A 23515-nucleotide genomic window follows, 5' to 3' on the forward strand; every position below is an offset into this window, starting at 1 on the left:
GAAACCACCCGGCGTGTCGTGGCAACAACTTCATGATCAACCATGGCCAGGCCCGAGGGCGGGGTCAGTCGGTCAGGAGGATTCCGGTCAGGAGAACGCCGTGGGCCAGGTTGAGGATTCCGTCGCAGCCGGGGTAGCCGACCCTGGCCAGGCCGCCGGAGGCGTGGCGACCGAACAGGTACGGGGCCAGGGAGTACGGCACGTCGGCGGTGACCGTCTCACCCGTCTCGACCTGGACGAAGTCCATCGACACCCGGTCGGTCGGCAGGTACTCCTGGAGGATGGCACCGCCCTCGTCGACGGCGGCCCGCACACCGTCGGCCCAGTCCGCCGCGCTCAGCTCCGGGCCCAGCAGCACGCCGTGCCCGGCCGAACCGTCGGCCGGCTTCGCCACCAGCGTGGCCTGCTCGGCGATGGCCCGGTCGAGCACCGCGGCGGTCAACGGCACCGTGTACGGCACGTGCCGGCGGATCAGTGTCTGGTCGTCGGCGGGCAGCCCGTCCACGTCCTCCCACAGCCAGGCGAACGTGGTCTTGTTGCCGAGCAGCCAGGCCGCCGCCGACACGTACATCGGTAGGGTGCCGGCGGCGAGGGCCACGGCCACCGCCTCCAGGCCGGCGGTCGGAGTGACCCGGTTGGGCACGAACAACCGGAACAGCGCGTCGACCGGCGCGCCGTCGACGACCAGGCGGTTGTCGGCGTCCACCGTGGCGGTGGCGACCGGGGCGATGACCAGGTCGATGCCGAAGTCCCGGGCCCGTACGGCGAGGGGGTCGAGGATCCGGATGAACGTCTGCGGGTCGTCGAGGCCCGGGTAGTCGCCGTCGAAGTCCATCAGCAACGCCACCCGGGCGCCCTCGGGCAGCCGCAGCTCCTCGCGGATCGCCACGAACCGCTGGTCCAGCAGCGACGGCGCGGCCCGTACCGGCAGGTCGTCGAGGATGCCGCGCTCCCGGTAGAGGCCCGCGTACCGCTGGATGACGGTGTCGGCGTCGAACCCGCCGCCGAGGCTGCTGTCGATGTTGTACTCGACGAACTTCGGCACCCCGGCGGAGAAGATCACGTCCGGGCGGTACGCGGCCAGCAGCGCCTCGGTCAGCGGTTCGGCCTCGTCCAGCAGCCGGGTCTCCCCCGCCGGTACGCCGAGCAGCCGGCGCAGCTCACCGGCGGTGCCGGCCCGCCGACGGCAGGCGTCGAGGATGAGCTGGGCCAGCCGGTCGCAGACCTCGTTGAGCTCCCGCCAGGCGTCGGCGGTGAGCACCGGGGGGCGGGCCAACCGCCACTGCTTGTTGTAGGTGGCCCGGCCGTGGAAGACCTGCTCCCAGGCCGCCGCGCCACTGGCCACCATGGCCCGACGGGCCGGCTCCGGAAGGTCGGTCCAGGCCCGGTCGGCCGGCGGCCACTGATAGTTCGGGTCGATCATGGTCCGTCCTTCACTGTCAGGTGGATGGCGGTGGCGAGCTGGTCCCGGCCGGGCTGAACGGCCCGGTCCAGTGCGGGGGCGAACGGCAGCACCGCCCCGTCGGGGCGGGTGACCCGGCGCGGTGGGGCGAGCAGCCGGACCCGCTCCACCACCGAGGCGATGATCTCCGCGGCCATCCCGCAGGAACGGTTGCCGTCGTCGAACACCACGAGGCGTCCGGTGCGGCCCACCGACTCGGTGAGACCGTCGATGTCGAACGGGTACAGGGTGCGCGGGTCGAACACCTCCACCGAGACCTGGTCGGCCAACTCCTCGGCGACGGCGAGCGCGTCGTGCACCAGGTGCCCGATCGCGACCACTGTCACGTCGTCGCCGAAGCGGTGGATCCGGCCCCGGCCCAGCGGCACCGGCGCCAGGTCGTCGACGTCGTCGCGCACGTCCATGGCGCCGGCCGGCGCGAACACCACCACCGGGTCGTCGTGGCGGATCGCTGTGACCAGCAGCCCGTACGCGTCGGCCGGGGTGGCCGGCACGACGGTGACCACGCCGACGTGTGCGAAGAGGCTGTACGGGTGGTCGGAGTGCTGCCCGGCCCACCCGGTACGCGAGCCGGAGCCGGGCACCAGATAGGTGACGGGAACGCTGCACTGCCCACCGGTCATCAGCGGGAACTTGTGCGCGTGGTTGACGATCTGCTCGAAGACCAGGAACAGCAGCGACGGAATCTGAAACTCGATCACCGGCCGCAACCCGGCCAGCGCCGCCCCGGTGGCGAAGCTGGTGAACGCCTGCTCCGACAGGGGGGTGTCACGGACCCGTTCGGTCCCGAACCGCTTGGCCAGCCCGGTGGTCACCAGCGACGCCCCGACCTGGACGTCCTCGCCGAGCAGGAACACCGCCTCGTCGCGAGCCAACTCGTCGCCGAGGGCACGGGTCAACGCCCGGCGGTACGACAGTCGGGGCACCTCAGCCACCTCCGGTGCGGGCGGTCAGGCCACTGGCGTACAGGTAGGTCAACGCGTCGGCCGGGTCCGGTCCCGGGCTGGTCAGGGCGAACCGCACCGCCGCGTCGAGGGTCGACTCGACCTCGGCGTCCACTGCGGCGCGGTCGGTGTCGGGAAGGCGTTCGCCCTGGATGCGCACGGGGTCCCGGGCCCGACCACGGGTTACCTCGTCGGGTGGCCGGTAGTCGAGGCGTACCACGTGTTCGAAGGTGTGGTGCACGTCGAAGCGGTAGGTCCGGGCCTCGATCAGCTCGGGGCCGCCGCCGGCGCGCATCCGGTCGACGGCAGCGGACGCGGCGACGCGTACCGTCTCGGGGTCCTGGCCGTCGACCCGCACGGCCGGGATGCCGAACGCGGCAGCCCGGCCGGCGATGCTGCCGGCCACCGCGCCGGAGACCGGCATGGTGGTGGCGTAGCCGTTGTTCTCGCAGACGAACAGCACCGGCACCCGCCAGAGCGCGGCCAGGTTGAACGCCTCCAGCAGCATCCCCTCGTTGACAGCGCCGTCGCCGAAGAAGCTCACCCCGACGGTGTCGCGGCCCTGGCGGCGGTGGGCCCAGACCGCGCCCGTGATGATCGCACCGGAGGCGCCGACGATCGCGTTGGCGCCGAGCACGCCGATGCTCAGGTCGGCGGCGTGCATCGAACCACCCCGGCCGGCGTTGAGGCCGGTGACCCGACCGCACAGCTCGGCGAGCATCCGGGCCGGGTCTGCCCCGCGGGCCAGGACGTGCCCGTGCCCGCGGTGGGTGCCGGCGAGCACGTCGTCGGCGTCCAGCGCGGCGCAGACGCCGGCGGCGATCCCCTCCTGACCGAGGTACGGGTGGATGCCGCCGACGATCTGCCCGCCGTGGACCAGCTCCACCGCCCGTTCCTCGAACCGGCGGATCAGCCGGACCGTGCGGTAGAGCCGGACCGGGTCGGCGTCGGTCACGCAGGCCCCTTGATGGCGGCCAGGATGTCGTCCCAGAGCCTGGCCCGGGCAGCGAGGGCGGTGTTGACAGTGTCGGCGCACTCCTGCCACTTGCTGTCGTCGTCGCCGCACAGGTCGGCGAGCATCTGCATGGCCATCGGGGTGTGCTGTTCGCCGTCGACCTCGATGTGCCGTTCCAGGTAGTCGACGAAGGTGTGCAGCCGGTTGCTGTGCTCGTTGACCGAGACGACCTGGGTGAACATGTCCGGGATCAGGTCCTCCCGGCCGAACGCGAAGGCCGCCGCCTGGCAGTGCACCGGGGTGGACTCGATGATCTGCCAGGTGGTCGCGGCGAACCTCGCCGACGCGGCCGGCACCCCGGCCTCGGCGAGCGCCTCGGTGACCGGCCGGCCGGCGCGCAGCAGGTCGATGAGCGAGTTCACCGCCGTGGTGTCCGCACCGGCCTCGGCCATGCCCTGCACGTACAGCTCGAAGTGGCTGATGTAGCCGCCGCCCAGCTCGTCGCTCTCCTCCACCATGACGATGTCGTTGATGAGGCGGCGGCTGCCGGTCGGGCCGGTCGGGATCCACGGCACGCTGACGCAGGTCAGTTGCCGTTGCAGCGACTTCAGCAGGGACATGAAGTCCCAGACCGCGAAGACGTGGTGCTGCATGAAGGTGACCAGCGCCTCGTGGGTGTCGAGGTTGGCGTAGAGCGGGTGCTTGACCACTGCGTCGCGCCGGTCGGTCACCGCCCGTTCCAACCGCTCGATGCCCGGGTGCGTCTTACCCCAGTCGTAGCGTGACATGTCAGCCTCCCTGCTGGGCGCGGTGGCGCCAGATGACCGGGCAGTAGTCGGGGTCCGCGTAGTCCGGCCGCCCGTCGTGGGTGCGGCGGACCAGCACGTCGTGGTTGTACGCGGCGAGCGTGCCGTCGGAGAGCGGATACTCCCGCCAGGCGTTCTCGCCGTCCTGCAGGTGCAGCGAGATCGCCTGTCGGGGGCGACCGCTGACGTTGGGGCCGCTGCCGTGGTAGGTGCGGCAGTGGTGGAAGCTCACGTGTCCCTTGGGGATCACCATCGGGATCTTGCGGATCTCCGCGCCGTTGTACGCGGCGTTCTCGGCCAGCATCTCCTCCAGCTGGCTGCGGTCCCGGTCGGCGAAGTGCCGCACCACTGTGTCGTCAGCGCCGATCTCCTTCCACCGGTGCGACCCGTCGACCATGGTGATGGTGCCCATCTCCTCCCCGCAGTCGTGGAAGGGGATGAACGCGGTGAGCATCTTCTCCGACGACGAGGACGCCCAGTAGTGCTTGTCGAAGTGCCAGGGCACGATGTTGCTCGGCTCGCCGGAGATCGGCGGCTTGTAGATCAACGTGGACTGGAAGACCCGGATCTCGTCGGCCTGGGCCAGCCGGGCGGCGACCGCGCCGAGCAGCGGCTTGCGCAGGATCGCGCCCAGCCCGTCGTGTTCGTGGTGGACGTAGTCGTTGTGCCGCTGCACCGGGCCCAAGGACTGCTCCCAGTAGGCCAGCTTCGGTGGGCGCACCGGCAGCCGACGGTCCCGCTCCCCGTCGTAGTAGCGCTGCGCGGCGGCGGCGAGGGCGTCCACCTCGTCGTCGGTGAACACCTTCCCCGACAGGTACCAGCCATGCTCGGCGTAGTGCCGCACGTCGTCGTCGGACGGCAGCAGCGCCCGCTCCTCGGCGGTTAGTGTCGGCTCGTAGTCGGTAGCGGTCACTGCGCCTCCTTGGTTCGCGACTGCGGGGCTCGCAAACCCGGCTCACTCCTCGCGCTCACGCCCCCACCCCCTGTGGTGTGGCCGCCACGGCGGCCAACTCCCGCTCCTTGGCCTCGTAGAGCGCCTTGATGTTGCCGCTGCCGAAGCCCCGAGCGCCGCGCCGCTCGATCAGCTCCAGGAAGAGCGTCCGACGCACGTGCATCGACTCGGCGAAGATCTGCAACAGCTGACCGTCGTGGTCGGAGTCGACAAGCACACCCAGCTCGCGCAGCCGGTGCAGCGGAGCGTCGATCCGGCCGACCCGCGCCTCCAGGGCGTCGTAGTAGCTGGCGGGGGTGCCGGCGAAGCGCACCCCGCGCCGGCCCAACGCCTCCACAGCGCCGACGATGTCGTCGGTGCGCAGCCCCAGGTGCTGCACTCCCCCACCGGCGTGCTGGTCGAGGAACGCGTCGATCTGCCCGGGCCGCCGTGTGCGGTCCGGTTCGAGCAGCACCACTGTGACCCGCCCGGACGGGCTCTGCACCACCTTGGAGTTCATCCCCTGCCCGTCGACCTCGATGTGCTCCTCGAAGATCTGCGCGAAGTCGAACAACGCCTCGAAGTGCCGGACCGTCTCGTCGAGCTGGCCGGGCGGCACGCAGACCGCCAGGTGGTCGATCTCCGCGAGCACCGGCGGGTGGCCGTCCGTCGTGGACGCCGCCGCGGTGATGGCACCGGGCAGGAACCCGCCCCCCTCGCCCCGGCGCTGCACCAGCCGGTGCCGCACGTCGGCGAAGCCGTCCACCTCGGCGATCACCACCTCGGCGTCCGCGCCGGTGTGGGTGGTCGGCGGCATCACCCCGGTCGCACCCCGACCCACCAGCTCGGCGTACGCGGCCGACACGTCGTCGACCTCGACCGCGACGACACCGATGCCGTCGCCGTGGCGTTGCACGTACCGCGCCGCCGGATGCTCGGCGCTCAGCCCGGAGGTGAGCAGCAACCGGATGTCACCGTGGCAGAGCAGCAGCGAGCGCTGCCCCGCCAGCCCGGTCTCCGGACCACCCTGGCCACAGATCTCGAAGCCGACGGCGGTGCTGAAGTAGAAGGCCGCCTGTCGGGCGTCCCCCACGTAGAGTTCGATGTGGTCGATACCACGGATGTCCATGTCCCCTGAAACCCTTCCCACCCGATTCCCCCTGTGTTGCCGTCCGGGCACACCCCGCCCGGAATGCCGCCTCGATCACCCCCTCGGCTCGGCGACGCGTGCCAGCAGCAGGCTCACGTTCTGGCCGCCGAACCCGAACGAGTTGGTGACCGCGTACTCCAGGTCGGCCTTGCGGGGCGTCCCACGGATGTGGTCCGCCGGGCAGGCCGGGTCCGGATCGTCGAGGTGGTACGTCGGCGGCAGCAGCCCCCGACCGAGCGCCAACGCGGTGGCCGCCGCCTCCAGCACCCCGGAGGCCCCCAACAGGTGACCGGTGAGCGCCTTGGTGGAGCTGACCGGCACACCGCCGACGCCGAAGACGTCGGCCAGGGCGGTGGTCTCCGCGATGTCACCGAGCTTCGTGCCGGTGCCGTGCGCGTTGACGTAACCGACCGCCGCCGCCGGCACTCCGGCGCTGCGCAGCGCCCGACGGATGCACGCCGCCGCGCCTGCGCCGTCCGGGCGCGGGGCGGTCGGGTGGTACGCGTCAGTCGTCGCGCCGTGGCCGGCCACCTCGGCGTACCCGACGACGCCGCGCGCCGCCGCGTGTTCGGCGCGCTCCAGCACCAGGAGCGCGGCCCCCTCGGACAGGACGAACCCACTGCGGGAGGTGTCGAACGGGCGACTCGCCCGGCCCGGGTCGGTGCCGGCGCGGGCCAACGCCCGCGCGTTGCCGAAGGTGTCGGCGAAGGTCGGGAAGAGCGGTGCCTCGCTGGCCCCGCAGAGCACCACGTCGACCTCTCCGGTAGCGATGAGTCGTACCCCGTCGGCGACCGCCTGGGCACCGGAGGCGCAGGCGGTGCCGACCGATGAGCTGTAGCCCCGGATGCCGTGCGCGATGGCGATCCGCGCCGCCGGCATGTTCGGCAGGATCCCGGTGAGCAGGTACGGGCTGACCGCCGCCCGACCCCGGGCCGCCCGGGCCAGCACCTGCGACTCCAGGGTGGCCATCCCGCCGACCCCACCGACGATCACACCGATCCGGTCGGGGTCGACGTCGCGGCCCACCTCGATGCCGGCGTCGGCGAGAGCGTCGGCGGCGGCGAGCAGGGCGAGGACGATGATCCGGTCCAGTACCCGGGTCTCCGGCCCGGACGCAACGGTGCGCGGGTCGATGTCGGGCAGCAGGCCGGCCACGTCCAGTGACGTGCTGACCGGGTGCCCCTCGGGCGGGCGGGTCAGCCCGGACCGGCCGGTGGTCAGCGCGTCGAAGGTCTCCTCGACGCCCCGCCCGACCGGGGTGAACAGACCCATCCCCGTGATCAGGGCGGTCACGCCGCCGCTCCGCTTCGCTCCGCGGCGGCGCGAGAGCTGGTGGGCTGCCTTTTTCGTCCGCTCCGCTCGCTCATGAACTCGCCTCGGTGAGGTAGCGCTCGCGCAGGACCACCTTGCGGACCTTGCCGGTCACCGTGACCGGGATGTCGGCGGAACGCACCGGCACGACCCGGCGCAGTGTGGCGCCGACGTCCGGGCCGAGGGCGGCGCGGACCCGCTCGGTGCGGTCCTCGGCCTCGTCGGCGCCGGCGGTGAGCTCCAGCAGCACGTCGGTGACGACAACGCCGGCCTCGGCGACGATCACCACGGTGCAGTCGGTGACGTCCGGGCAGGCGGCGAGGATGCGCTCCTCGGACAGCGCGGTGTAGAAGCGCCGCCCGTCACCGGCGTCGACCGAGTCCACCGCCCGGTCCAGGTGGTAGTAGCGGCCGTCGGCGTCGGCGCGGACCAGGTCACCGGTGAGGTACCAGCCCCGTTGGCGGAAGCGGTAGGTGGTGACCGAGTCGTTCCAGTAGCCCCGGAACAGCGACGGCGAGTCGATGCCCAGGAAACCCACCTCGCCGACCGGCACCGGCTCGCCGTCGGCGTCGAGCACCGCGACAGTGGCGAACTGGTACGGGCGGCCGATGCAGCGGCCGTACCGGTCGGTGTCGGCGCGGTGGGTGATGTGGAACATCGAGTGTCCCATCTCGCTGGAGCCCAGCCCGTCGATGAAGACCGAGCCGGGCACCTTCGCTACCCCGTCGCGGGTGACGGTGTCGTGCCAACCGACGGCGACGAGGCGTCGGATGTGCGGCTCGTGCGAGGCGTCGCCGGTGTTGAACCACAGCCGCACCGAGTCCAGGTCGTACCCGGACAGGTCGAAGCGGGCCAGCTCCGCCCAGGTGACCGAGAAACCGAACACCCCGTCGGGGCGCCAGCGTTGGATGGCGTCCAGCACCCGCTCGCCGCCCTGCTCGGAGAGCAGGAACATCTGGGCACGGTTGCCCAGCGCCTGGTTGACCATCAGCACAGTGGCGGTGTGCGGTGCGGGCAGCGCGTTGAGGATCCGGGTGGTGCCCTGCGCCTGCGGCATGGTGAGCAGGTGTCGGGTGGCAGCGAAAAGGCTGGCGTGCGAGTGCAGCACCGCCTTGGGCACCCCGGTCGTCCCGGAGGTGTGGGTGATCACGATCGGGTCGTCCGGGTGGTGCCGGTAGTGCGCCGGGGCCGTGGCCGGGTCGCCCGTGCCGGCCTGCGCGGGGGTGCCGAGCACTGGTACGCCCAGGTCGTGCCCGGCCAGCATCGCGGTGTGCGCGTCGTCGGCCAGCACACCGACGCCCCGCAGGCGGCGGATGTACTCGGCGGCGATCTCCGGGCGGAGTTTGCCGTTCATCAGCGCCGGGATCGCCCCGAGCCGGGCCAGCGCCAGGTAGCTGAGCACCATGTCGGCGGCGGCGGTTGCCCAGACGGCGACCGGGTCGCGGGGGCGTACCCCTTGTTCGTGCAGCCAGGCGGCGCGGGCGGCGACCCGCTCGTCGAGCCGCCCCAGCGTCAGTGGCGTCTCGGCGGGGTGCCCGTCGACGGCGGTGTCGAAGGTCAGGCCGGGCCCGTCCGGGTCGGCGCCGTGCGCCAGTACCCGGGCCAGGACGTTGCCCGCACCCAGCTCGGTGTCGGCGGCCAGTGCGCCGCGCAGTCCCCGTTTCCTCATGGTCGTGCTCCTCCCCCCAGCAGCACCGCGACGGCCTCGGTCGGCTTGTCGGGTGCCTGTTCGATCAGGATCAGCAACACCTCGTCGGCGTCGCCGTCGTCGCGCAGCAGGTCGGCCTCGCCGACGCCGTCGGTGTACGGGTCGCCGGTCGGGCTGAGGCAGACCACCGGGCCGCGCAGGTTCCAGCGGGCCGCGATGTGCCCGGCGGCGCTGTTGGGCACGGACTGGAAGAAGAACAGTGGGCCGATCCGCCCGCCGGCCTCGACTGTCGCCCGTACGTGCTGGGCGCTGGCGAGATCACCGCTGGCGCTGACCAGCACGATCCCCGTACGCATCCCGGCGGGCACTCCCGCCGAGCCGTACGCCCGCCGCAGACACCGTTCGGCGACGGCCACCACCACCGGCGCGAAGTCCGAGTGCACAAACCCCGGCACCCCCGCCACCGTGCCGTCAACGTCCCCACCCTCAGGCCACGAAGCGCGAGCCCTCTCCCCCGGCGATCTTGCGATTGCCGTTGTCGGTTTCGGTGCTTGGTCGGATTCGTCGGGGCGGAAAGTGCAGGATCGCGGGGAGTGGGGGGCGGTCATCCGACGCCGACCAGGAGAGCGGTGTTGGCGCCACCGAAGGCGGCGTTGAGGGTCAGGGCGTGAGTTGCCGTTGTCCTCTGTGGACGATTTCTGACGACGTTCAGGGGGCAGGAGTCGTCGGGGCCCAGCCAGCCGGCGTTGACAGGCAGTTCGCCGTGGCGCAGCGCGAGCGCGGTGACCACCAGTTCGAGCAACCCGGACGCCTCCAGCGCGTGCCCGTGCACCGACTTCGTGGAGCTGACCGGAACCCGGCTGGCATGCCCGCCGAGGGCCCGGCGCAGGGCGGCCGCCTCGGCGGTGTCGCTCTGCGCGGTACCGGTGGCGTTGGCGTTGACGTAGCCGACGGACTGCGGTGGCAGCCCGGCCCGGCGCAGCGCGCCGTCGACCGCGCGGGCCAGCCCGGTGCCGCCGGGCTCCGGTTGGCAGGGATGGAACGCGTCACCGGCCCGCCCCCAACCGGCCACTGTGGCCACCGGATCGACACCGCGTCGTCGGCCGGTGCTCGATTCCAGCACCACGGCGGCCACGCCGTCGCCCAGCAGCAGCCCTCGGCGACCAGCGCTGAACGGGCGGACCGCCCCGTCGACCGCGAGGGCGCGACCGGCGTCGAAGAGCGCGAACTGGTCCGGTTCCACCAGGTAGCCGGCCGCGACCACCACCCGCTCGACGTCACCTCGGGTGATGCGGGCGGCGGCGTCGGCCACCGCCGTGCTCGCCGACACGCAGGCGCTGGTGTAGACCCGGGTGTGACCCGACAGTCCACATCGGGTGGCGAGCTGACCGGCGAGCACGGCCGGAGTCGGGCCCACGGCCGGGCCGCCGTGCACGGCGAGCAGCAGGGCGCACCCGGCGCGCTGCGCGCGGTCCAGACCGGCCGCCCGACAGGCCGCGTCGATCGCGGCGGCCAGCTCGTCGGGGAGCGTACCGACCTCGGACACTGTGGCCGCCACTGTGACCCGGCGGGCGGCGGTGTCGAACCGGCCCACCGGTCCGAACGCCGGCACCCCGGCCAGCACACCGGCGAGCTGCGCTTCGGCGCCCCGTCCCAGGGCACTGACCGCGTGCACACCGGTGAGCTGGGCGACCCGCGCCTCAACCATCTGCGGAGGCGGTCAGCGACGCCCGGAACACCAGCAGGGCGTCGTCGACGGTGCGGATGCCGGCCAGTTCGTCGTCGGTGATGTCGAGCCGGCGTTCGTAGCGCTGCTCGACGAGGTGCACCAGCCAGGCAAGCTCCATCGAGCCGATCCGGTCGGACACCTCGGCAGCCGGTTTCGCGGTGAGTTCGGCGAGCATGGTCATCAGGTCAGCTCGCCCCAGATCGGGCTGACCGCTCATCAGGCTTTGTCGCTCGTCGCCTCGGTGACGCGATTGGCGACCATTGTGGTGAACTCGCCGACCGTCATGAGGGCCAGCTGCTCCGACTCGTCGTCGGCGAACGTCAGGCCGTACCGGTCCTCGACCCGGACGGACAGGTCGGCCAGGGCGAGAGACTCCAGGTCGACGCCGGAGGGCCCGAGCGTGGTGTCGTCGTCGAGCCCCTCGACGTCGTAGTTCATGTCGGCGAGCTGCTCGACGACGAAGGCGCGGACCTCGGCTCTCATGGATACCCTCTCTGCGTGGCTCAGCTGACGGTGTCCGGTCGGGACACTGCCTACGTGTGGGTCGGTCGGGACACCGGCGGTCAGCCGGATCCGGCCGCTGTGCTGTTGCGGCGGGCAGGTGCCCTGCTGCTCGGTCGCCCGGAGGCCGAGCTGGTGCTGACGCACGACCGCGAAGGACGGCCGGTCGTCCGGGTCGACGAGGTGACCGGGTCGGTCGAGCTGGCGGTCAGCGTCAGCCGCACCGCCGGTCTGGTGGTGGTCGCCGCCCGTCGGGCCGGTGCGCTCGGGGTGGACATGGAGCGGATCCGTCAGCTTCCGGCGCTCGCGCTGGCCCGCCGCTGGTTCCCGCCCGCCGAGCTGGCCTGGTTGAGCGATCGGCCCGAGGCCGGCCGGACGGTGGACTTCCTGCGGCTGTGGACCGCCAAGGAGTCGGTCGGTAAGGCGCTCGGGCGGGGGTTGCGGAACGGCGGGCTGCGCCGGTTGATGCCGGTGCCGGGGCTGCCGTTGCGACAGGTGCCCGGTGCCGAGCCCCTCTGGGTCGGTCACCCGCAGTTGGGCGGGGACCTCGTCCTGGCGGTCGCCGCGCGGGCGAGCGCGCCTGTCGACGTCGAGGTGGTGCAGCGGCCCGCTCACGGGGTGACCGCCGAGCGCAGCGCGTCGGTCGAGCGGACCAGCTTGCCGGTGGTGGTACGGGGCAACTGATCGAGCAGGTGCAGCGCGCGGGGCCGTTTGTAACCGGCCAACCGCTCGGCGAGGAGCTTGTCCAGCGTCTCCTCCGACAGCGGGCCGTCGGGCTGGACATACGCGGTGATGCCGCCGTCCCAGACCACCACAGCGGCGGCCACCCCGGTCAACTCGGCGACGGTGGCCTCCACCTCGGTCAGGTCGACCTTCATCCCGCCGACGGACACCTGCGAGTCGAGTCGACCGCGCACCGTGACCAGGCCGGTGTCCTCATCGACGGTGCCGGCGTCACGGGTGTGCAGCCAACCGTCGGACCAGCGGGTCGGGTCGCTCAGTCCGACGTACGGCGACGCGGGGCAGGACACCCACAGCTCGCCGCCGGACTCGCGAACCTCGATGCCGGGCGCCGGGGCGATCGACGGTCGGTGGGCGCCGTGCAGGTCGGTGCCGATCACCCCGACCTCGGTCATCCCGTACATGTTGCCCAGGGGCACCCCGTACCGGTCGGTGAACGCCCGGGCGACGGCGGCCGGCACCAGCTCGCCTCCGGTGGTCATCCGGCGCAGCTGCGGCAGCGGACCGGCCGGGCGGGTGGAGGCGAGCAGTCCGATGTGGAACGGCACTCCGAGCACTGTGGCAGGTGAGGTGCCGGCACCGATCGCGGCCAGCACGGCGTCGCCGCTGAGCCGCTCCGGCGGGACCAGCTCGACCCCGGCGTGCAGCCCGTAGAGCAGGCCGCCGACCAGGCCGAGCACGTGCACCATCGAGGGCAGCAGGATGATCCGCTCGCCGGGCAGCGCGACCCCGTCGATCCGGGTGTAGCGGTGCACCTCGGCGACCAGGTCGGCAGCGGTGCGGCCGATCACCTTGGACGGGCCGGTGGAGCCGGAGCTGAGCTGGATCACGGCGTGGCCGCTGACCGCCGGACGGTCGGCGTACCGGGTGACGGCCTCGGTGACGTCGACGAAGATCTTCAGCGCGCCGCCACCGGTCCGCAACGGGGCGACCACCACCTGCGGGGTCAACCGGGCCAGCGCCCGGTCCACCTCGTGGTCGGTGAGCCGGTGGTCGAGCAGGATCGCCTGCCCCCCGGCGCGCCAGGTGGCCAGCAGGTTCACCACGTACGCCAGGGACGGCGGCAACCGCAGTGCCGCGGCACCACCGGGGCGCAGCCCTGCGGAGGTCAGCCGGTCCTGCGCGGCGGTGACCAGCCGGTGCAGGGTGGCCCGGTCGACGGGCTCGGGCAGACGGAGACATACGTCGGTCGGGTGCCCGGCAAACAGGACTTCGTCCACCCATCCCGGGTCGGTCGCCGTAGGATCTTCTGCCGTCACTGCCGTTCACCGCCCAGCATGAAAGAGGGCGAATCCGCCCATCACGTACGCTTGTTGGGGTGCTGCGGGGAACCATACGACGCTCACAGGGCCATTGCTAGATGCGAATGGATGGATCAAAAGAAGCGGCCAGCCGGATTGCCGACAGCCCGTTCGGCCGACAGGATCGGGCGGGCGATTCGGCGGAGCGTCACCGAGGCATGACGCCTCGTACAACCGGCGCGTGGCCCCAGCCGGACGGCCGATGGCGTCGCGGTCTCCGAGTGAGCCCGACGATTCTCGGGCGCTAGCTCGGTTTGATGCTGGCGAGTTGGACCAGCAACTGAACCAGCCGGTACGCCTCGGCGACGTCGACGGCGCGGAAGGCGACAGTCCGCCCGCCGCCGACGCGGGTCACACCCGGCACCAGAGTGGCGAGGTCGACCATGTACGGGCCGTACAGGTCGACCTCGACGTCCAACGGTCCGGCCAGCTTCGCCGGGGGAATAGTGGCGCGCCGGGCGATCGCGTCGGCGGCGGCGTGGCGCAGCCGCTCCCGTGCCTCCTGCGGATGCAGGGCCACAGCGGCGGCCTGCCCCAGGGTCTGCTTGACGGCGACGGTGACGGCCGAGGGCACCAGCTCACCGAACTCGGCGCAGGCGGTGTCGTCCCCGGTGAGCAGGACGACGGGCGCGTCCAGGTGCCCCGCCATGGCGACGTTGAGGCCGATCTCGCCCAGCGATCGTCCGGCCACCCGCACGTCGAGGACGGCGTCGCTTATCGTGTGCGCCAGCACGGCGGGCCCGGCACCGGCCCGAGCGTGATAGCCGACAAGCAGGACGGCATCCGTCTGCTCGTCCAGCCCCGCGAGCATGCCCAGCGGGCGGGGTTTGCCCCGCACAAGGTGAGCACGCCGGTCGAGGTCCTCCGGCAGGATGTTCCGAAACGTTCCGTGCGCGTCGGCGACCCACACCACGGCGTCGGGCTCGGCATCGAGGACCCCGGCGATCACCGCGTTCGCCTCGGCCGTCATCAGCGCCCGGCCGCGCTCGTAGTCGTACCGATCCGGGTTCGTCTCGGTGGGGTGCACGATCCCCGAGATGCCTTCGAGGTCGACCGAGATCAGCACCTTCATGGCTACGGACCCTACGCGCACTCGCCCCGATGTCGACCCCGCGCGGCGCAGGGCGCGGCCCTACCCGTCCCGCCACGCCACGCCACGCCACGCCACGCCACGCCACGCCACGCCACGCCACGCCACGCCACGCCGATCTTGCACTTTCGGTCGTCGAGACGCGTTAAATGCCCCCTATGCCGCGACAGCAAGTGCAAGATCGGGGGGAGGTCCGTCGATCATGGAGTTGTGGTGCCGCACTTCGTCCTGATACCGGGCACTTTGTCACCCACCACAACTCCATGATTGGCGGGGGCGGGGGCGGGGGCGGGGCGCGGGGGAAGACGGGGCGGTGGAGCTGTCAGGGCAGGGCTGGGGTTTGGGCTTGGATGTGGAAGCGCAGCGAGCGGGCGTCGGTGAAGCACTCCCGCATCGGGCGCACCAGGTCCCGGTGCTCGGGGCTGCGTTCCCACTCCTCGAAGTCGGCCAGGCTCGCCCACTCACTGGTGATCAACCACTGCTCCGGGTCGGTTGACGACCGGCACACCTGGTCGACCAGGTGCCCCGGCACACCGCCGGCGACCAGGTGCCGCACCTCCTCGTACGCGGCGAGGAACTGCTCGGTGCGTGGCGCCGGCACCCGTACCAGAAAGACCACCCGGGCTCGTTTGTCGCTCATGACGCCTCTCCCCTCATCGGCGCGGCCCCGCGCAGGACCAGCGCGCTGTTGAACCCGTCGAAGCCCCGCGCGCAGATCAGGGCGAGTCGGCTGCGCGGTCGGCGGTGCTCTCGCAGGAAGTCCAGCTCGCAGCCCTCGGCCACCTCGTCCGGCCCCGCCGACGCGGGCAACGTGTCGTGGGCGAAGGCGAGCAGCGCCGTGGCCACGTCCAACGCCGAGCCGCCCTGGTACGCCCGACCGGTCAGCGGTTTCTGCGTGGTCACCGGGGGCGGCCGGTCGGCGAACACGGCGCGCAGCGCCTCGGCCTCGCTGCGGTCGTAGCGGGGCACACCCAGCGCGTCGGGCAGCACCACGTCGATTCCGGCCGCGGCGACGCCCGCCCGGTCCAGGGCCAGACGCATCGCCCGCGCGTACTGGGCCGGGTCGCCGGTGCTCTCCGCCGTGGTGTGCGCGGCGTCGTGGGTGGAGCCCCAGCCGCTCACCTCGCCGTAGACCCGGGCGCCCCGGGCCACTGCGTGCCCCAACTCCTCCACCACGAACACCGCTCCACCCTCGGCCGGCAGGAAACCGCTGGCCGAGGCGTCGAACGGCCGGTACGCCCGCTCCGGGTCGGCGACGTCACTGAGCAGCCCCGAGCGCAGCTGGCAGGCCAGCGCGTACGGGCTCAACGGGCACTCGGTGGCCCCGGCGATCACGACCGGGGTACCCCGGCGCACCGCGCGGGCGGCGTGCGCCAGGCTGTCCAGCCCGCCGGCCGACTCCGCGACCAGCACCCCGCTCGGGCCCTTGAACTGGTGGTGGATGGAGAGCTGCCCGACGCTGGCCGCGTAGAACCAGGCGATCGACTGGTACGCCCCGACCGTCCGGGACGTGCCGCCCCACAGCCGTTGCAGCTCCCGCTGACCGAACAGGTTGCCCCCCGACGAACTGGCCAGTGTCACCGCGTAGCCGTACGGGTCGGGGGCCCGGTCGGGCAGGCCGGCGTCGGCCAGCGCCAGCCGGGTGGCGGCGAAGCCGAGGTGCGTCCACCTGTCGGTCTGCACCAGTTGTCGACTGTCGGCGTAGGAGTCGGCGGTGAAGCCGGGAACCTCCCCGCCGAAGCGGGTCGGATAACCGGCCGGGTCGAACAACGTGATCGGGCCGGTCCGGCGGGTGCCGGCGAGGACAGTGCGCCAGTGCGCGTCCGCGCCGATGCCGCTCGGTGCGACCACCCCGATGCCGGTCACCACCGCCCGGCCCGTCGCGCCGCCACCGTGCGGAGCGGCGCTCACGCCAGCACTCCGCTTCGCTCCGCGCCGGCGCGAGACGCCACGCTGCTGCGCCTGATGGTTCGCTCGCTACGCTCGCTCACGCCAGCACTCCGCTTCGCTCCGCGCCGGCGCGAGACGCCACGCTGCTGCGCCTGATGGTTCGCTCGCTACGCTCGCTCACGCCGTCACCGCGCCGAGCATCCGACGGAAGACCATCGCCGACTGGAAACCGCCGAATCCGCTGCCCACCGAGAGGGCCACGTCCACCGGCACCTCCCGAGCCTCATTGGGTACGTAGTCCAGGTCGCACTCCGGGTCCCGGGTGCTCCAGTTCGCCGTCGGCGGCACCACACCGAACTCGATGGCGAGGGCGCACGCGGCCATCTCGATCGACCCGATCGCGCCGAGCGAGTGCCCGACCATCGACTTGATCGAGCTGATGGGTATCCGGTACGCGGCCTGGCCCAGCGCCCGCTTGAACGCGGCCGTCTCGTGCCGGTCGTTCTGCCGGGTGCCCGAGCCGTGCGCGCTGATGTAGGAGACCTGCTCGGGCAGGATCCGACCCTGCCGGAGCGCGTCGGTGACGGCGAGGCCCATCTCCAGCCCGTCCGGCCGTAGCCCGGTCATGTGGAAGCCGTTGCTGCGGCTGGCGTAGCCGGCCACCTCGCAGTAGATGTGCGCTCCCCGCCGCCGGGCGTGCCCGGCCTCCTCCAGCACCAGCACCGCCCCACCCTCGGCCAGCACGAACCCGTGCCGGTCGGCGTCGAACGGGCGGGAGGCGTGCGCCGGGTCGTCGTTGTCCGGGCTGGTCGCCTTGATCGCGTCGAACGAGGCGACAGTGACCGGCGAGATCGGCGAGTCGGACGCGCCGGCCAGCATCACGTCCGCCTCACCGTCCACGATCATCTGGTGGGCGTACCCGATGGCGTCGATGCCGGAGGTGCAGCCGGTGGACACCACCTGCGCCGGGCCGTGCAACCTGTGCCGGCAGGCCACGTCCGCCGCGAGGCTGCTGGGCACCAGCGCCTGATAGAGGTACGGGCCACCGCGCGCCCCGTCCACCAGCCAACGCCGGCCGTGCTCGCTCACTGTGACGTACTCCTGCTCCAACGCCATCGTGCCGCCCACCGCCGTGCCCAACACCACCCCGGCCCGGTCCCGTTCCGCGTCGGTGAGCACCAACTGGGCGTCGGCCACCGCCTCGGCGGAGCAGGCCAGCGCGAACTGCACGTACCGGTCGGCCCGCCGCAGTTCGGCCTCACTGAGCCCCGCCGCGACCGGGTCGAAGTCACACTCCGCAGCGATCTGCGACCGGAACGCCGACGGGTCGAAGAAACTGATCCGCCGGGTGGCGGTCCGCCCCTCGGTGATGGTCTTCCAGAAGCGGTCGCGGCTGGCGCCGCCCGGGGCGACCACCCCAATCCCGGTCACCACCGTGCGGCGCCCGCTCATCGCGCCACCTCTGTTCGCAACTGCGGGGCTCGCAAACCCGGCTCACTCCTCGCGCTCATGACCCGCCCCGCTGCTCGACAAGCTCGGTGTCGACGTGACCCAGTTCGGGCCGGGGGGCGAGCGGGCCCAGGTGGAAGACCACCTCGGCCGGTTCGACGCCGGTGTTGCGCAGGCGGTGCCGCACGTTCACCGGCACGAAAAGGCCCTCGCCGGCGGCCAGCAGCGTCGGCTGGTCGTCCAGGTCCACTGTGATCGCGCCCCGGACCAGGTACAGGAACTCCTCGCTGTACGGGTGGTAGTGCTCGGCGATCCGCTCCCCCGGCTCGAGCGTGGCCACCCCGAGGAAACCCGAGGTGCTGCCGACGGTGCGGGGGCCGAGCAGCACCCGCAGCTCGCCGCCGCGCCGGCGGTCGGCGGGTACGTCCCGGGCGGCGATCGGGCGGGTGCTCAGGTCACTCATCGTCGGCCTCCGTCGGTGCGTCACTGGCGGTCGGGCTGCCCTGGTCGGCGCGCTGCCAGGCGGTCCGCTCCACCCGGTCCTTGATCACCGCGAGTTGGATCACGCTGTTGGTGTTGATCCGCTCGGTCATCGCGGCGTTGTCCACCGGCGCGGTCGGCTTCATCGCGAAGTCCTGCGTCCAGGTCATCCGGGTGCCGCCGGCCTCCTCGGTGTAGCGCCAGTGGATGCGCATGTACTCGAACGGCCCGGTCTCCACCCGGTGCGCCCGAACCTGCCTGCTCACCGGGTCGGCGGTGCGTTCGCTGACCCAGCTCCAGGACACCCCGTTCTCGTCGGGGTACATGGTGAGGCGGAACCGCACCGTGTGCCCCTCGCGGTGCAGGATCTCCACCACGGCGTACTCGGTGAACAGCTCGGTCCAGTTCGCCACGTCGTTGGTGATCTCCCAGACCAGCCCCAGCGGCGCGTCGATGACCACGCTGTTCTCGGTGTGCCCGGGCGGGTCGGCGCGGCGGGCGACCAGGTCGGCCACCGCCGGGATGCTCAACTGCCCGGCCTGCTCGGGGATGGCCACCTGCCAGCGGTCGGCGACGACCGCCGACAGTTCCAGCAGGGCGAGCGAGTCCATGCCCAGCTCCTCCAGCGACGCGGCGGGCGCCCGCGCCGCGGCGTCGGCGTCCAGCCCGCAGTGCGCCACCAGGATGTCGGTGATCTCGGCGGTCATCGGTCGACCATGGGTGACGGTCATCGGGTCCTCCTGTGGGTTGCGTCGGGATCTGCGGCGGGCGCGGTGCGCGGTGCGGGGGTGGCCGCCGGCCCCCGCGCGGGGGCGGCGAGCAGACGGTCGACCAGGCCGGTGGTGTAGCGGCCCTTGCGGAATGCGGCGTCGTCGAGCACCCGCCGGACGAACGGGATGGTGGTGTGCACGCCCGGACCGGCGATGTCGAACTCGTCCAGGGCACGTTCCAGCCGGTTGAGGGCCAACTCCCGGTCGGGCGCCCAGACGATCACCTTGGCCAGCAGCGAGTCGTACCAGGGACCGACCAGGTAACCGGCGCTGGCGTGCGTGTCCACCCGGGTGAACGGGCCGCCGGGTGGGGTGAACCGCTCCAACCGGCCGGGGGTGGGGGCGAAGCCGCGCTCGGGGTCCTCGGTGTTGACCCGACACTCCACCGCGACGCCGTGCAGGCGGATCTCCTCCTGCCGCCACCGCAGCGGCACCCCGGCGGCGATGTGCAGCTGCTCGTGCACCAGGTCGATGCCGGTGACCATCTCGGTCACCGGATGCTCCACCTGGATCCGGCAGTTGATCTCCAGGAAGTGGAACCTCTCCTCGGCGTCGACCAGGAACTCCAGCGTGCCGGCACCGACGAAACCGACCTGGAGCGCACCCCGCAGGGCGGTCTCGGCGATGGCGTCGAGAACGGCGGCGGGCAGCGCCGGGGCGGGCGCCTCCTCGACAAGTTTCTGGTGCCGGCGCTGCACCGAGCAGTCCCGGGTGCCCAGGTGCACCCCGTTGCCGTGGGCGTCGCAGAGCACCTGCACCTCGACGTGCCGGGCCTCGGTGAGGTAGCGCTCGACGTACACCCGGTCGTCGCCGAAGGCGGCCTGCGCGGCGGCCCGGGTCCGGGTGTACGCCCGGCGCAGCTCGCCCGGGGTGTGCACCACTGTCATCCCCCGGCCCCCGCCCCCGGCGGCGGCCTTCACGATCACCGGGTAGCCGACGGCGTCGGCCACCTCGGCCGCCTCGGCGGCGGTCGGTACCGGCGCGACACTGCCCGGCGACAGCGGCAGGCCGGCGCGGCTCATCAGCGCCCGTGCCGAGGACTTGTCGGCCAGCGCGGCCATCACCGCCGGCGGCGGGCCGATGAACGTCAGCCCGTTGTCGGCGCAGATCTCGGCGAAGTCGGCGTCCTCGGAGAGGAAGCCGTAGCCGGGGTGCACGGCCTGCGCACCCACCTGCCGGGCCGCCTCCACGATCGCGGCGGCGTTGAGGTAGCTGCGTCGACTAGACGCCGGTCCGATCCGGACAGCCTGATCGGCGAGGCGGACCACCGCCGAGTCGGCGTCGGCGGCGGAGTAGACCACAGCAGTTCGCACGCCGAGCTCCTTGCAGGCGCGCAGCACCCGCAGCGCGATCTCGCCCCGGTTGGCGATCAGCACGGTCTCGAACATGGTCAACCACCCCGCGCCGTCATGCCGGGTCCAGTTCGACGAGCGGCTGGTCGTACTCGACCGGCTGGCCGTCCTCGACGAGGATCGCTGCCACCCGGCCAGCCCGATCGGCGGTCACCTCGTTCATCAGCTTCATCGCCTCGACGATGGCGACCGGCTGCCCCGGGCGGACCAGGTCGCCCACCGCGACGAACGGTCGCGCGCCGGGCTCCGACGCCCGGTAGAAGGTGCCGACGATCGGTGCCCGCACCGCGGCGCGCCCGGGCACCGATGGCCGGAGTACCGCGGGTGCGGCGCCGGGCGCCGGCACGACCGCCGGTGCCGTCTCGGCCCGGGGCAGTGGTACGTCCGGCCGGGTCGCGTCCTCGGGGTGCCACTCGACCTCCAGCACCGCCGGCCCGCTGCGCAGCCGGATCCGGCGCACCGGCCCGGCCAGCTCGGCGATCAGGTGCTGCGCCTGCCGGCGCAGCCCGGCCAGCGCCTCCTCGCCGTCCACCCCCACGTCGTCGGACGCGTCGACTGTCGACAGCGCGCGGTCGCCGGCGGTCACCGCAGGCCCGCCCGAGTGCCGACGCGGTTCGCGCCGAATCGTCGGAAACGTTGCCGGCGCAGCCGGACCAGCATGGCCGGCGGCACGTCCAGCAGCGGCAGGAGGTTGGCCAGCAGGGCGGCGCGTAACCGGTGGGCGGTCTCCGCCGGGTCGTCGTGCGCGGCACTCGACGGCTCCGACACGACCTCGTCGACCACCCCGAGCCGGCGCAGGTCGGGCGCGGTCAGTCGCAACGCGCGGGCGGCCTGCGGCGCCGCGGACCGGTCCGGCCACAGGATCGCCGCACACCCCTCGGGGCTGATCACCGAGTAGACGGCGTTCTCCAGCATCAGCACCCGGTCGGCCACCGCCAGCGCCAGCGCGCCGCCGCTGCCGCCCTCGCCGGTGATCACCGCGAGCACGGGGGTGGGCAGCACTGTGAGGGTGAGGATGTTCTCGGCGATGGCCGCCGCCTGGCCCTGTTCCTCGGCGCTGACCCCGGGGTCGGCGCCGGGGGTGTCCACCAGGGTGACCACTGGCAGACCGAGCCGGGCCGCGAGGCGCATGAGCCGCAGGGCCTTGCGGTGCCCGGCCGGGCTGGCCATGCCGAAGTTGCGGGCGACCAGCTCGGCGGTGGTGTGCCCCTTCTGGTGACCGATGACCATCACGTGCCGGCCGGCCAACCGGGCCACCCCGCCCACGATGGCCGGGCAGTCCGCGCCGAGCCGATCGCCGTGCAGCTCCACGAACCCGTCGAAGACCGAGTCCAGGTAATCCAGTGTGGTGGGTCGCCCCGGGTGCCGCGCCATCCGGACGGTGTCCCACGCGTCGCGTACCGCCGGGTTGTCCTCCGCTCCCGGGGTGCCGGCGTCTCCCTCGGCCGCCGGGTCCGCCAGGGCGGCGCCGTCGTCGGCGAGACGCTCGCGGCGCGACGCCGGCTCCTGCCGGGGTACGGGCGGACGCGCCGGACGGCCGGCGCGGGTCGCGGCGAGCAGCGCCATCAGCCGTCCGCGCAGCGACCGGCGCTGCACCACCATGTCGACCTGCCCGTGTCGGAGCAGGAAGTCGGCGGTCTGGAAGCCCTCCGGCAGGGCCCGCCCGGTGATCTGACGGATCACCCGGGGGCCGGCGAAGCCCATCCGCGCGCCACTCTCGGCGAGCACCAGATCGGTGTTGGTGGCGAACGAGGCGGCCACCCCGCCGTAGGTCGGGTCGGTGAGGACGCTCACGGTGAGCAGTCCCGCCTCGCGTAGCGCGGCGATGGCCTGGCTGACGGTCGCCATCTGCATCAACGACAGCGCGCCCTCCTGCATCCGCGCCCCACCGGAGGCGGTGATCAGGACGAGCGGGGTGCGGTCGTCCAGCGCCCGTTCGGCGGTCCGGGTGATCAGCTCACCCACCGCGCAGCCCAGGCTGCCGCCGAGGAAGCGGAAGTCCATCACCGCCAGGGCCACCGGATGCCCGCCGATGGTGGCCGTGGCGCAGACGACCCCCTCGGCCAGACCCGTACTGGCCCGCGCCCCGGTGAGCCGGTGCGGGTACGGCAGCACGTCGACGAAGTCGAGCGGGTCCGCCTCCGGCAGCCGGTCGGGCAGCAGGCGCAGCGAACCCGGGTCGACCAGTTGGCGCAGGCGTTCCGGGGCGCCGAGTCGGGCATGTTCGCCGCACTCCGGGCAGACGTCGAGGTTGCGGCGCAGCCGTTTGCGGTAGAGCAGGCTGGCGCAGCCCGCGCAGCGGGACCAGAGCTGCTCCTCGCGCGGCGCGGTGGCCGTCACGACCGCCGCCCGGCGTCCGGGGCGTCGAACCGGTAGAAGCACCGCGCCATGGCGTCGCGCGGCGAGCGCCAGGTCGACAGGTACGGCGACACGTACGGGCGCAGGCGGTCGCTGACCCGGATGAACTCGGGGTGGTCACGAGCGGCCTCCACAGCGCCCTCCGCCGGCTGCGCGGTCTCGAGCAGGTGGACGTAGAGGTCGTGCAGTCGGTACAGCGAGCGGTGCCGGACACCGACCAGGCGCGGCAGCTCCGTCGCGTCCGACTCGGCGAAGATCTCGGCGACCCGATCCTCGGCGGTCGGATCCACCTTCGCGACGATCAGCGATCGGTCCATACTGGGCCTCCCCCCACAGCGTCCGGCCGGCGACGGGTGGCCCCCGGACGCGCTGGACGACTGCCGACACGATGCGCCGATCCTCGTCACGGCGGCGTCACCGCGCCCGGTCGGCCAGCGACGGATGGTGGTGACGCTGCGTTGACGCAACCTGTGTATCAGCTATGTGCCCGGTGTGCTGCAAGCGCTAATGTTTGTGCAGTTCAGAACCGATCTCGGGTTGACTGTCGCTAATAGAAGGTCCACGCCAGCGTTGACGCAACGTGACCATTATTGATAATCTTCAGCGTGGTCAGCCCGGCGGCCTCGGCGGGCGGGGCCGCGCCCGGC

At 72.7% G+C, this 23515-nt stretch carries 24 protein-coding genes; 1 reads left to right on the forward strand and 23 read right to left on the reverse strand.

The features are described from left to right. Window positions 1-64: 64 nt before the first annotated feature. The 12 genes from NIE79_RS29730 to NIE79_RS29785 form a co-directional block, all read right to left on the reverse strand. Window positions 65-1423, reverse strand: coding sequence for a hypothetical protein (locus NIE79_RS29730; RefSeq protein WP_238681724.1), 1359 nt, complete (start codon window positions 1421-1423; stop codon window positions 65-67). Then, window positions 1420-2388 carry an alpha-ketoacid dehydrogenase subunit beta gene (locus NIE79_RS29735; RefSeq protein ID WP_238681725.1) on the reverse strand — a complete coding sequence of 323 codons (969 nt, stop codon included), beginning with the start codon at window positions 2386-2388 and terminating at the stop codon, window positions 1420-1422. Before NIE79_RS29735 ends, NIE79_RS29730 begins: the two co-directional genes overlap by 4 nt. A gap of 1 nt (window position 2389) precedes the next feature. After that, the gene (locus tag NIE79_RS29740) at window positions 2390-3361 is read right to left on the reverse strand and encodes a thiamine pyrophosphate-dependent dehydrogenase E1 component subunit alpha (protein ID WP_238681726.1); all 972 of its coding nucleotides are present in this window, start codon (window positions 3359-3361) and stop codon (window positions 2390-2392) included. Further along, window positions 3358-4149, reverse strand: coding sequence for a DUF3050 domain-containing protein (locus NIE79_RS29745; protein ID WP_238681727.1), 792 nt, complete (start codon window positions 4147-4149; stop codon window positions 3358-3360). The genes NIE79_RS29740 and NIE79_RS29745 overlap by 4 nt, the downstream gene beginning before the upstream one ends. Before the next feature lies 1 nt (window position 4150). Beyond that, entirely contained in the window at window positions 4151-5080 is a 930-nt protein-coding gene (locus tag NIE79_RS29750; RefSeq protein ID WP_238681728.1) for a phytanoyl-CoA dioxygenase family protein, read from the reverse strand. Window positions 5081-5135: 55 nt separating this feature from the next. Further along, the gene (hppD, locus tag NIE79_RS29755) at window positions 5136-6227 is read right to left on the reverse strand and encodes a 4-hydroxyphenylpyruvate dioxygenase (protein ID WP_238681729.1); all 1092 of its coding nucleotides are present in this window, start codon (window positions 6225-6227) and stop codon (window positions 5136-5138) included. Between the two features lie 75 nt (window positions 6228-6302). Then, a complete protein-coding gene (locus NIE79_RS29760) occupies window positions 6303-7541 on the reverse strand; it encodes a beta-ketoacyl-[acyl-carrier-protein] synthase family protein (protein WP_238681730.1) in 1239 nt (412 codons plus the stop codon). 70 nt (window positions 7542-7611) lie between these two features. Then, window positions 7612-9228 carry a class I adenylate-forming enzyme family protein gene (locus tag NIE79_RS29765; protein WP_238681731.1) on the reverse strand — a complete coding sequence of 539 codons (1617 nt, stop codon included), beginning with the start codon at window positions 9226-9228 and terminating at the stop codon, window positions 7612-7614. Further along, window positions 9225-9737 carry a beta-ketoacyl synthase chain length factor gene (locus tag NIE79_RS29770; RefSeq protein WP_238681767.1) on the reverse strand — a complete coding sequence of 171 codons (513 nt, stop codon included), beginning with the start codon at window positions 9735-9737 and terminating at the stop codon, window positions 9225-9227. Before NIE79_RS29770 ends, NIE79_RS29765 begins: the two co-directional genes overlap by 4 nt. Before the next feature lie 74 nt (window positions 9738-9811). Then, on the reverse strand, window positions 9812-10915 hold the full coding sequence (locus NIE79_RS29775; RefSeq protein WP_238681732.1) for a beta-ketoacyl-[acyl-carrier-protein] synthase family protein: 1104 nt from the start codon (window positions 10913-10915) through the stop codon (window positions 9812-9814). After that, window positions 10908-11153 (reverse strand): acyl carrier protein, encoded by a 246-nt coding sequence (locus NIE79_RS29780; protein ID WP_238681733.1) that lies wholly within the window; start codon window positions 11151-11153, stop codon window positions 10908-10910. The genes NIE79_RS29775 and NIE79_RS29780 overlap by 8 nt, the downstream gene beginning before the upstream one ends. Beyond that, complete coding sequence (locus NIE79_RS29785; protein WP_196922961.1) at window positions 11153-11419, reverse strand: acyl carrier protein; 267 nt, start codon at window positions 11417-11419, stop codon at window positions 11153-11155. The genes NIE79_RS29780 and NIE79_RS29785 overlap by 1 nt, the downstream gene beginning before the upstream one ends. Window positions 11420-11434: 15 nt before the next feature. Between NIE79_RS29785 and NIE79_RS29790 the strand changes: the two genes are divergently transcribed. Further along, window positions 11435-12121: a 4'-phosphopantetheinyl transferase family protein gene (locus NIE79_RS29790; RefSeq protein ID WP_238681734.1), complete on the forward strand. Its 687-nt coding sequence runs from the start codon at window positions 11435-11437 to the stop codon at window positions 12119-12121. Here the strand turns inward: NIE79_RS29790 and NIE79_RS29795 are convergent. The 11 genes from NIE79_RS29795 to NIE79_RS29845 form a co-directional block, all read right to left on the reverse strand. After that, on the reverse strand, window positions 12049-13398 hold the full coding sequence (locus NIE79_RS29795; protein WP_238681735.1) for a class I adenylate-forming enzyme family protein: 1350 nt from the start codon (window positions 13396-13398) through the stop codon (window positions 12049-12051). The genes NIE79_RS29790 and NIE79_RS29795 overlap by 73 nt on opposite strands. 325 nt (window positions 13399-13723) lie before the next feature. After that, entirely contained in the window at window positions 13724-14551 is an 828-nt protein-coding gene (locus NIE79_RS29800) for a M55 family metallopeptidase (RefSeq protein ID WP_238681736.1), read from the reverse strand. 340 nt (window positions 14552-14891) lie between these two features. Further along, complete coding sequence (locus tag NIE79_RS29805; RefSeq protein ID WP_238681737.1) at window positions 14892-15209, reverse strand: antibiotic biosynthesis monooxygenase family protein; 318 nt, start codon at window positions 15207-15209, stop codon at window positions 14892-14894. After that, complete coding sequence (locus NIE79_RS29810; RefSeq protein WP_238681738.1) at window positions 15206-16480, reverse strand: beta-ketoacyl synthase N-terminal-like domain-containing protein; 1275 nt, start codon at window positions 16478-16480, stop codon at window positions 15206-15208. Before NIE79_RS29810 ends, NIE79_RS29805 begins: the two co-directional genes overlap by 4 nt. 156 nt (window positions 16481-16636) lie before the next feature. Next, window positions 16637-17911, reverse strand: a complete 1275-nt coding sequence (locus NIE79_RS29815; RefSeq protein WP_238681739.1) for a beta-ketoacyl-[acyl-carrier-protein] synthase family protein — start codon at window positions 17909-17911, stop codon at window positions 16637-16639. A gap of 55 nt (window positions 17912-17966) precedes the next feature. Next, entirely contained in the window at window positions 17967-18371 is a 405-nt protein-coding gene (locus NIE79_RS29820; protein ID WP_112587250.1) for a cupin domain-containing protein, read from the reverse strand. After that, window positions 18364-19119, reverse strand: a complete 756-nt coding sequence (locus tag NIE79_RS29825) for an SRPBCC family protein (RefSeq protein ID WP_238681740.1) — start codon at window positions 19117-19119, stop codon at window positions 18364-18366. The genes NIE79_RS29820 and NIE79_RS29825 overlap by 8 nt, the downstream gene beginning before the upstream one ends. Further along, on the reverse strand, window positions 19116-20546 hold the full coding sequence (locus NIE79_RS29830) for an acetyl-CoA carboxylase biotin carboxylase subunit (RefSeq protein WP_238681741.1): 1431 nt from the start codon (window positions 20544-20546) through the stop codon (window positions 19116-19118). The genes NIE79_RS29825 and NIE79_RS29830 overlap by 4 nt, the downstream gene beginning before the upstream one ends. A gap of 19 nt (window positions 20547-20565) precedes the next feature. Then, window positions 20566-21135, reverse strand: coding sequence for an acetyl-CoA carboxylase biotin carboxyl carrier protein (locus NIE79_RS29835; RefSeq protein ID WP_372471896.1), 570 nt, complete (start codon window positions 21133-21135; stop codon window positions 20566-20568). Next, the gene (locus NIE79_RS29840; protein ID WP_238681742.1) at window positions 21093-22850 is read right to left on the reverse strand and encodes an acetyl-CoA carboxylase carboxyltransferase subunit alpha; all 1758 of its coding nucleotides are present in this window, start codon (window positions 22848-22850) and stop codon (window positions 21093-21095) included. The genes NIE79_RS29835 and NIE79_RS29840 overlap by 43 nt, the downstream gene beginning before the upstream one ends. After that, window positions 22847-23185, reverse strand: coding sequence for a TcmI family type II polyketide cyclase (locus tag NIE79_RS29845; protein WP_238681743.1), 339 nt, complete (start codon window positions 23183-23185; stop codon window positions 22847-22849). The genes NIE79_RS29840 and NIE79_RS29845 overlap by 4 nt, the downstream gene beginning before the upstream one ends. Between the last annotated feature and the right edge of the window lie 330 nt (window positions 23186-23515).

The organism is Micromonospora trifolii, assembly GCF_022229005.1.
Taxonomy (GTDB): domain Bacteria; phylum Actinomycetota; class Actinomycetes; order Mycobacteriales; family Micromonosporaceae; genus Micromonospora; species Micromonospora trifolii.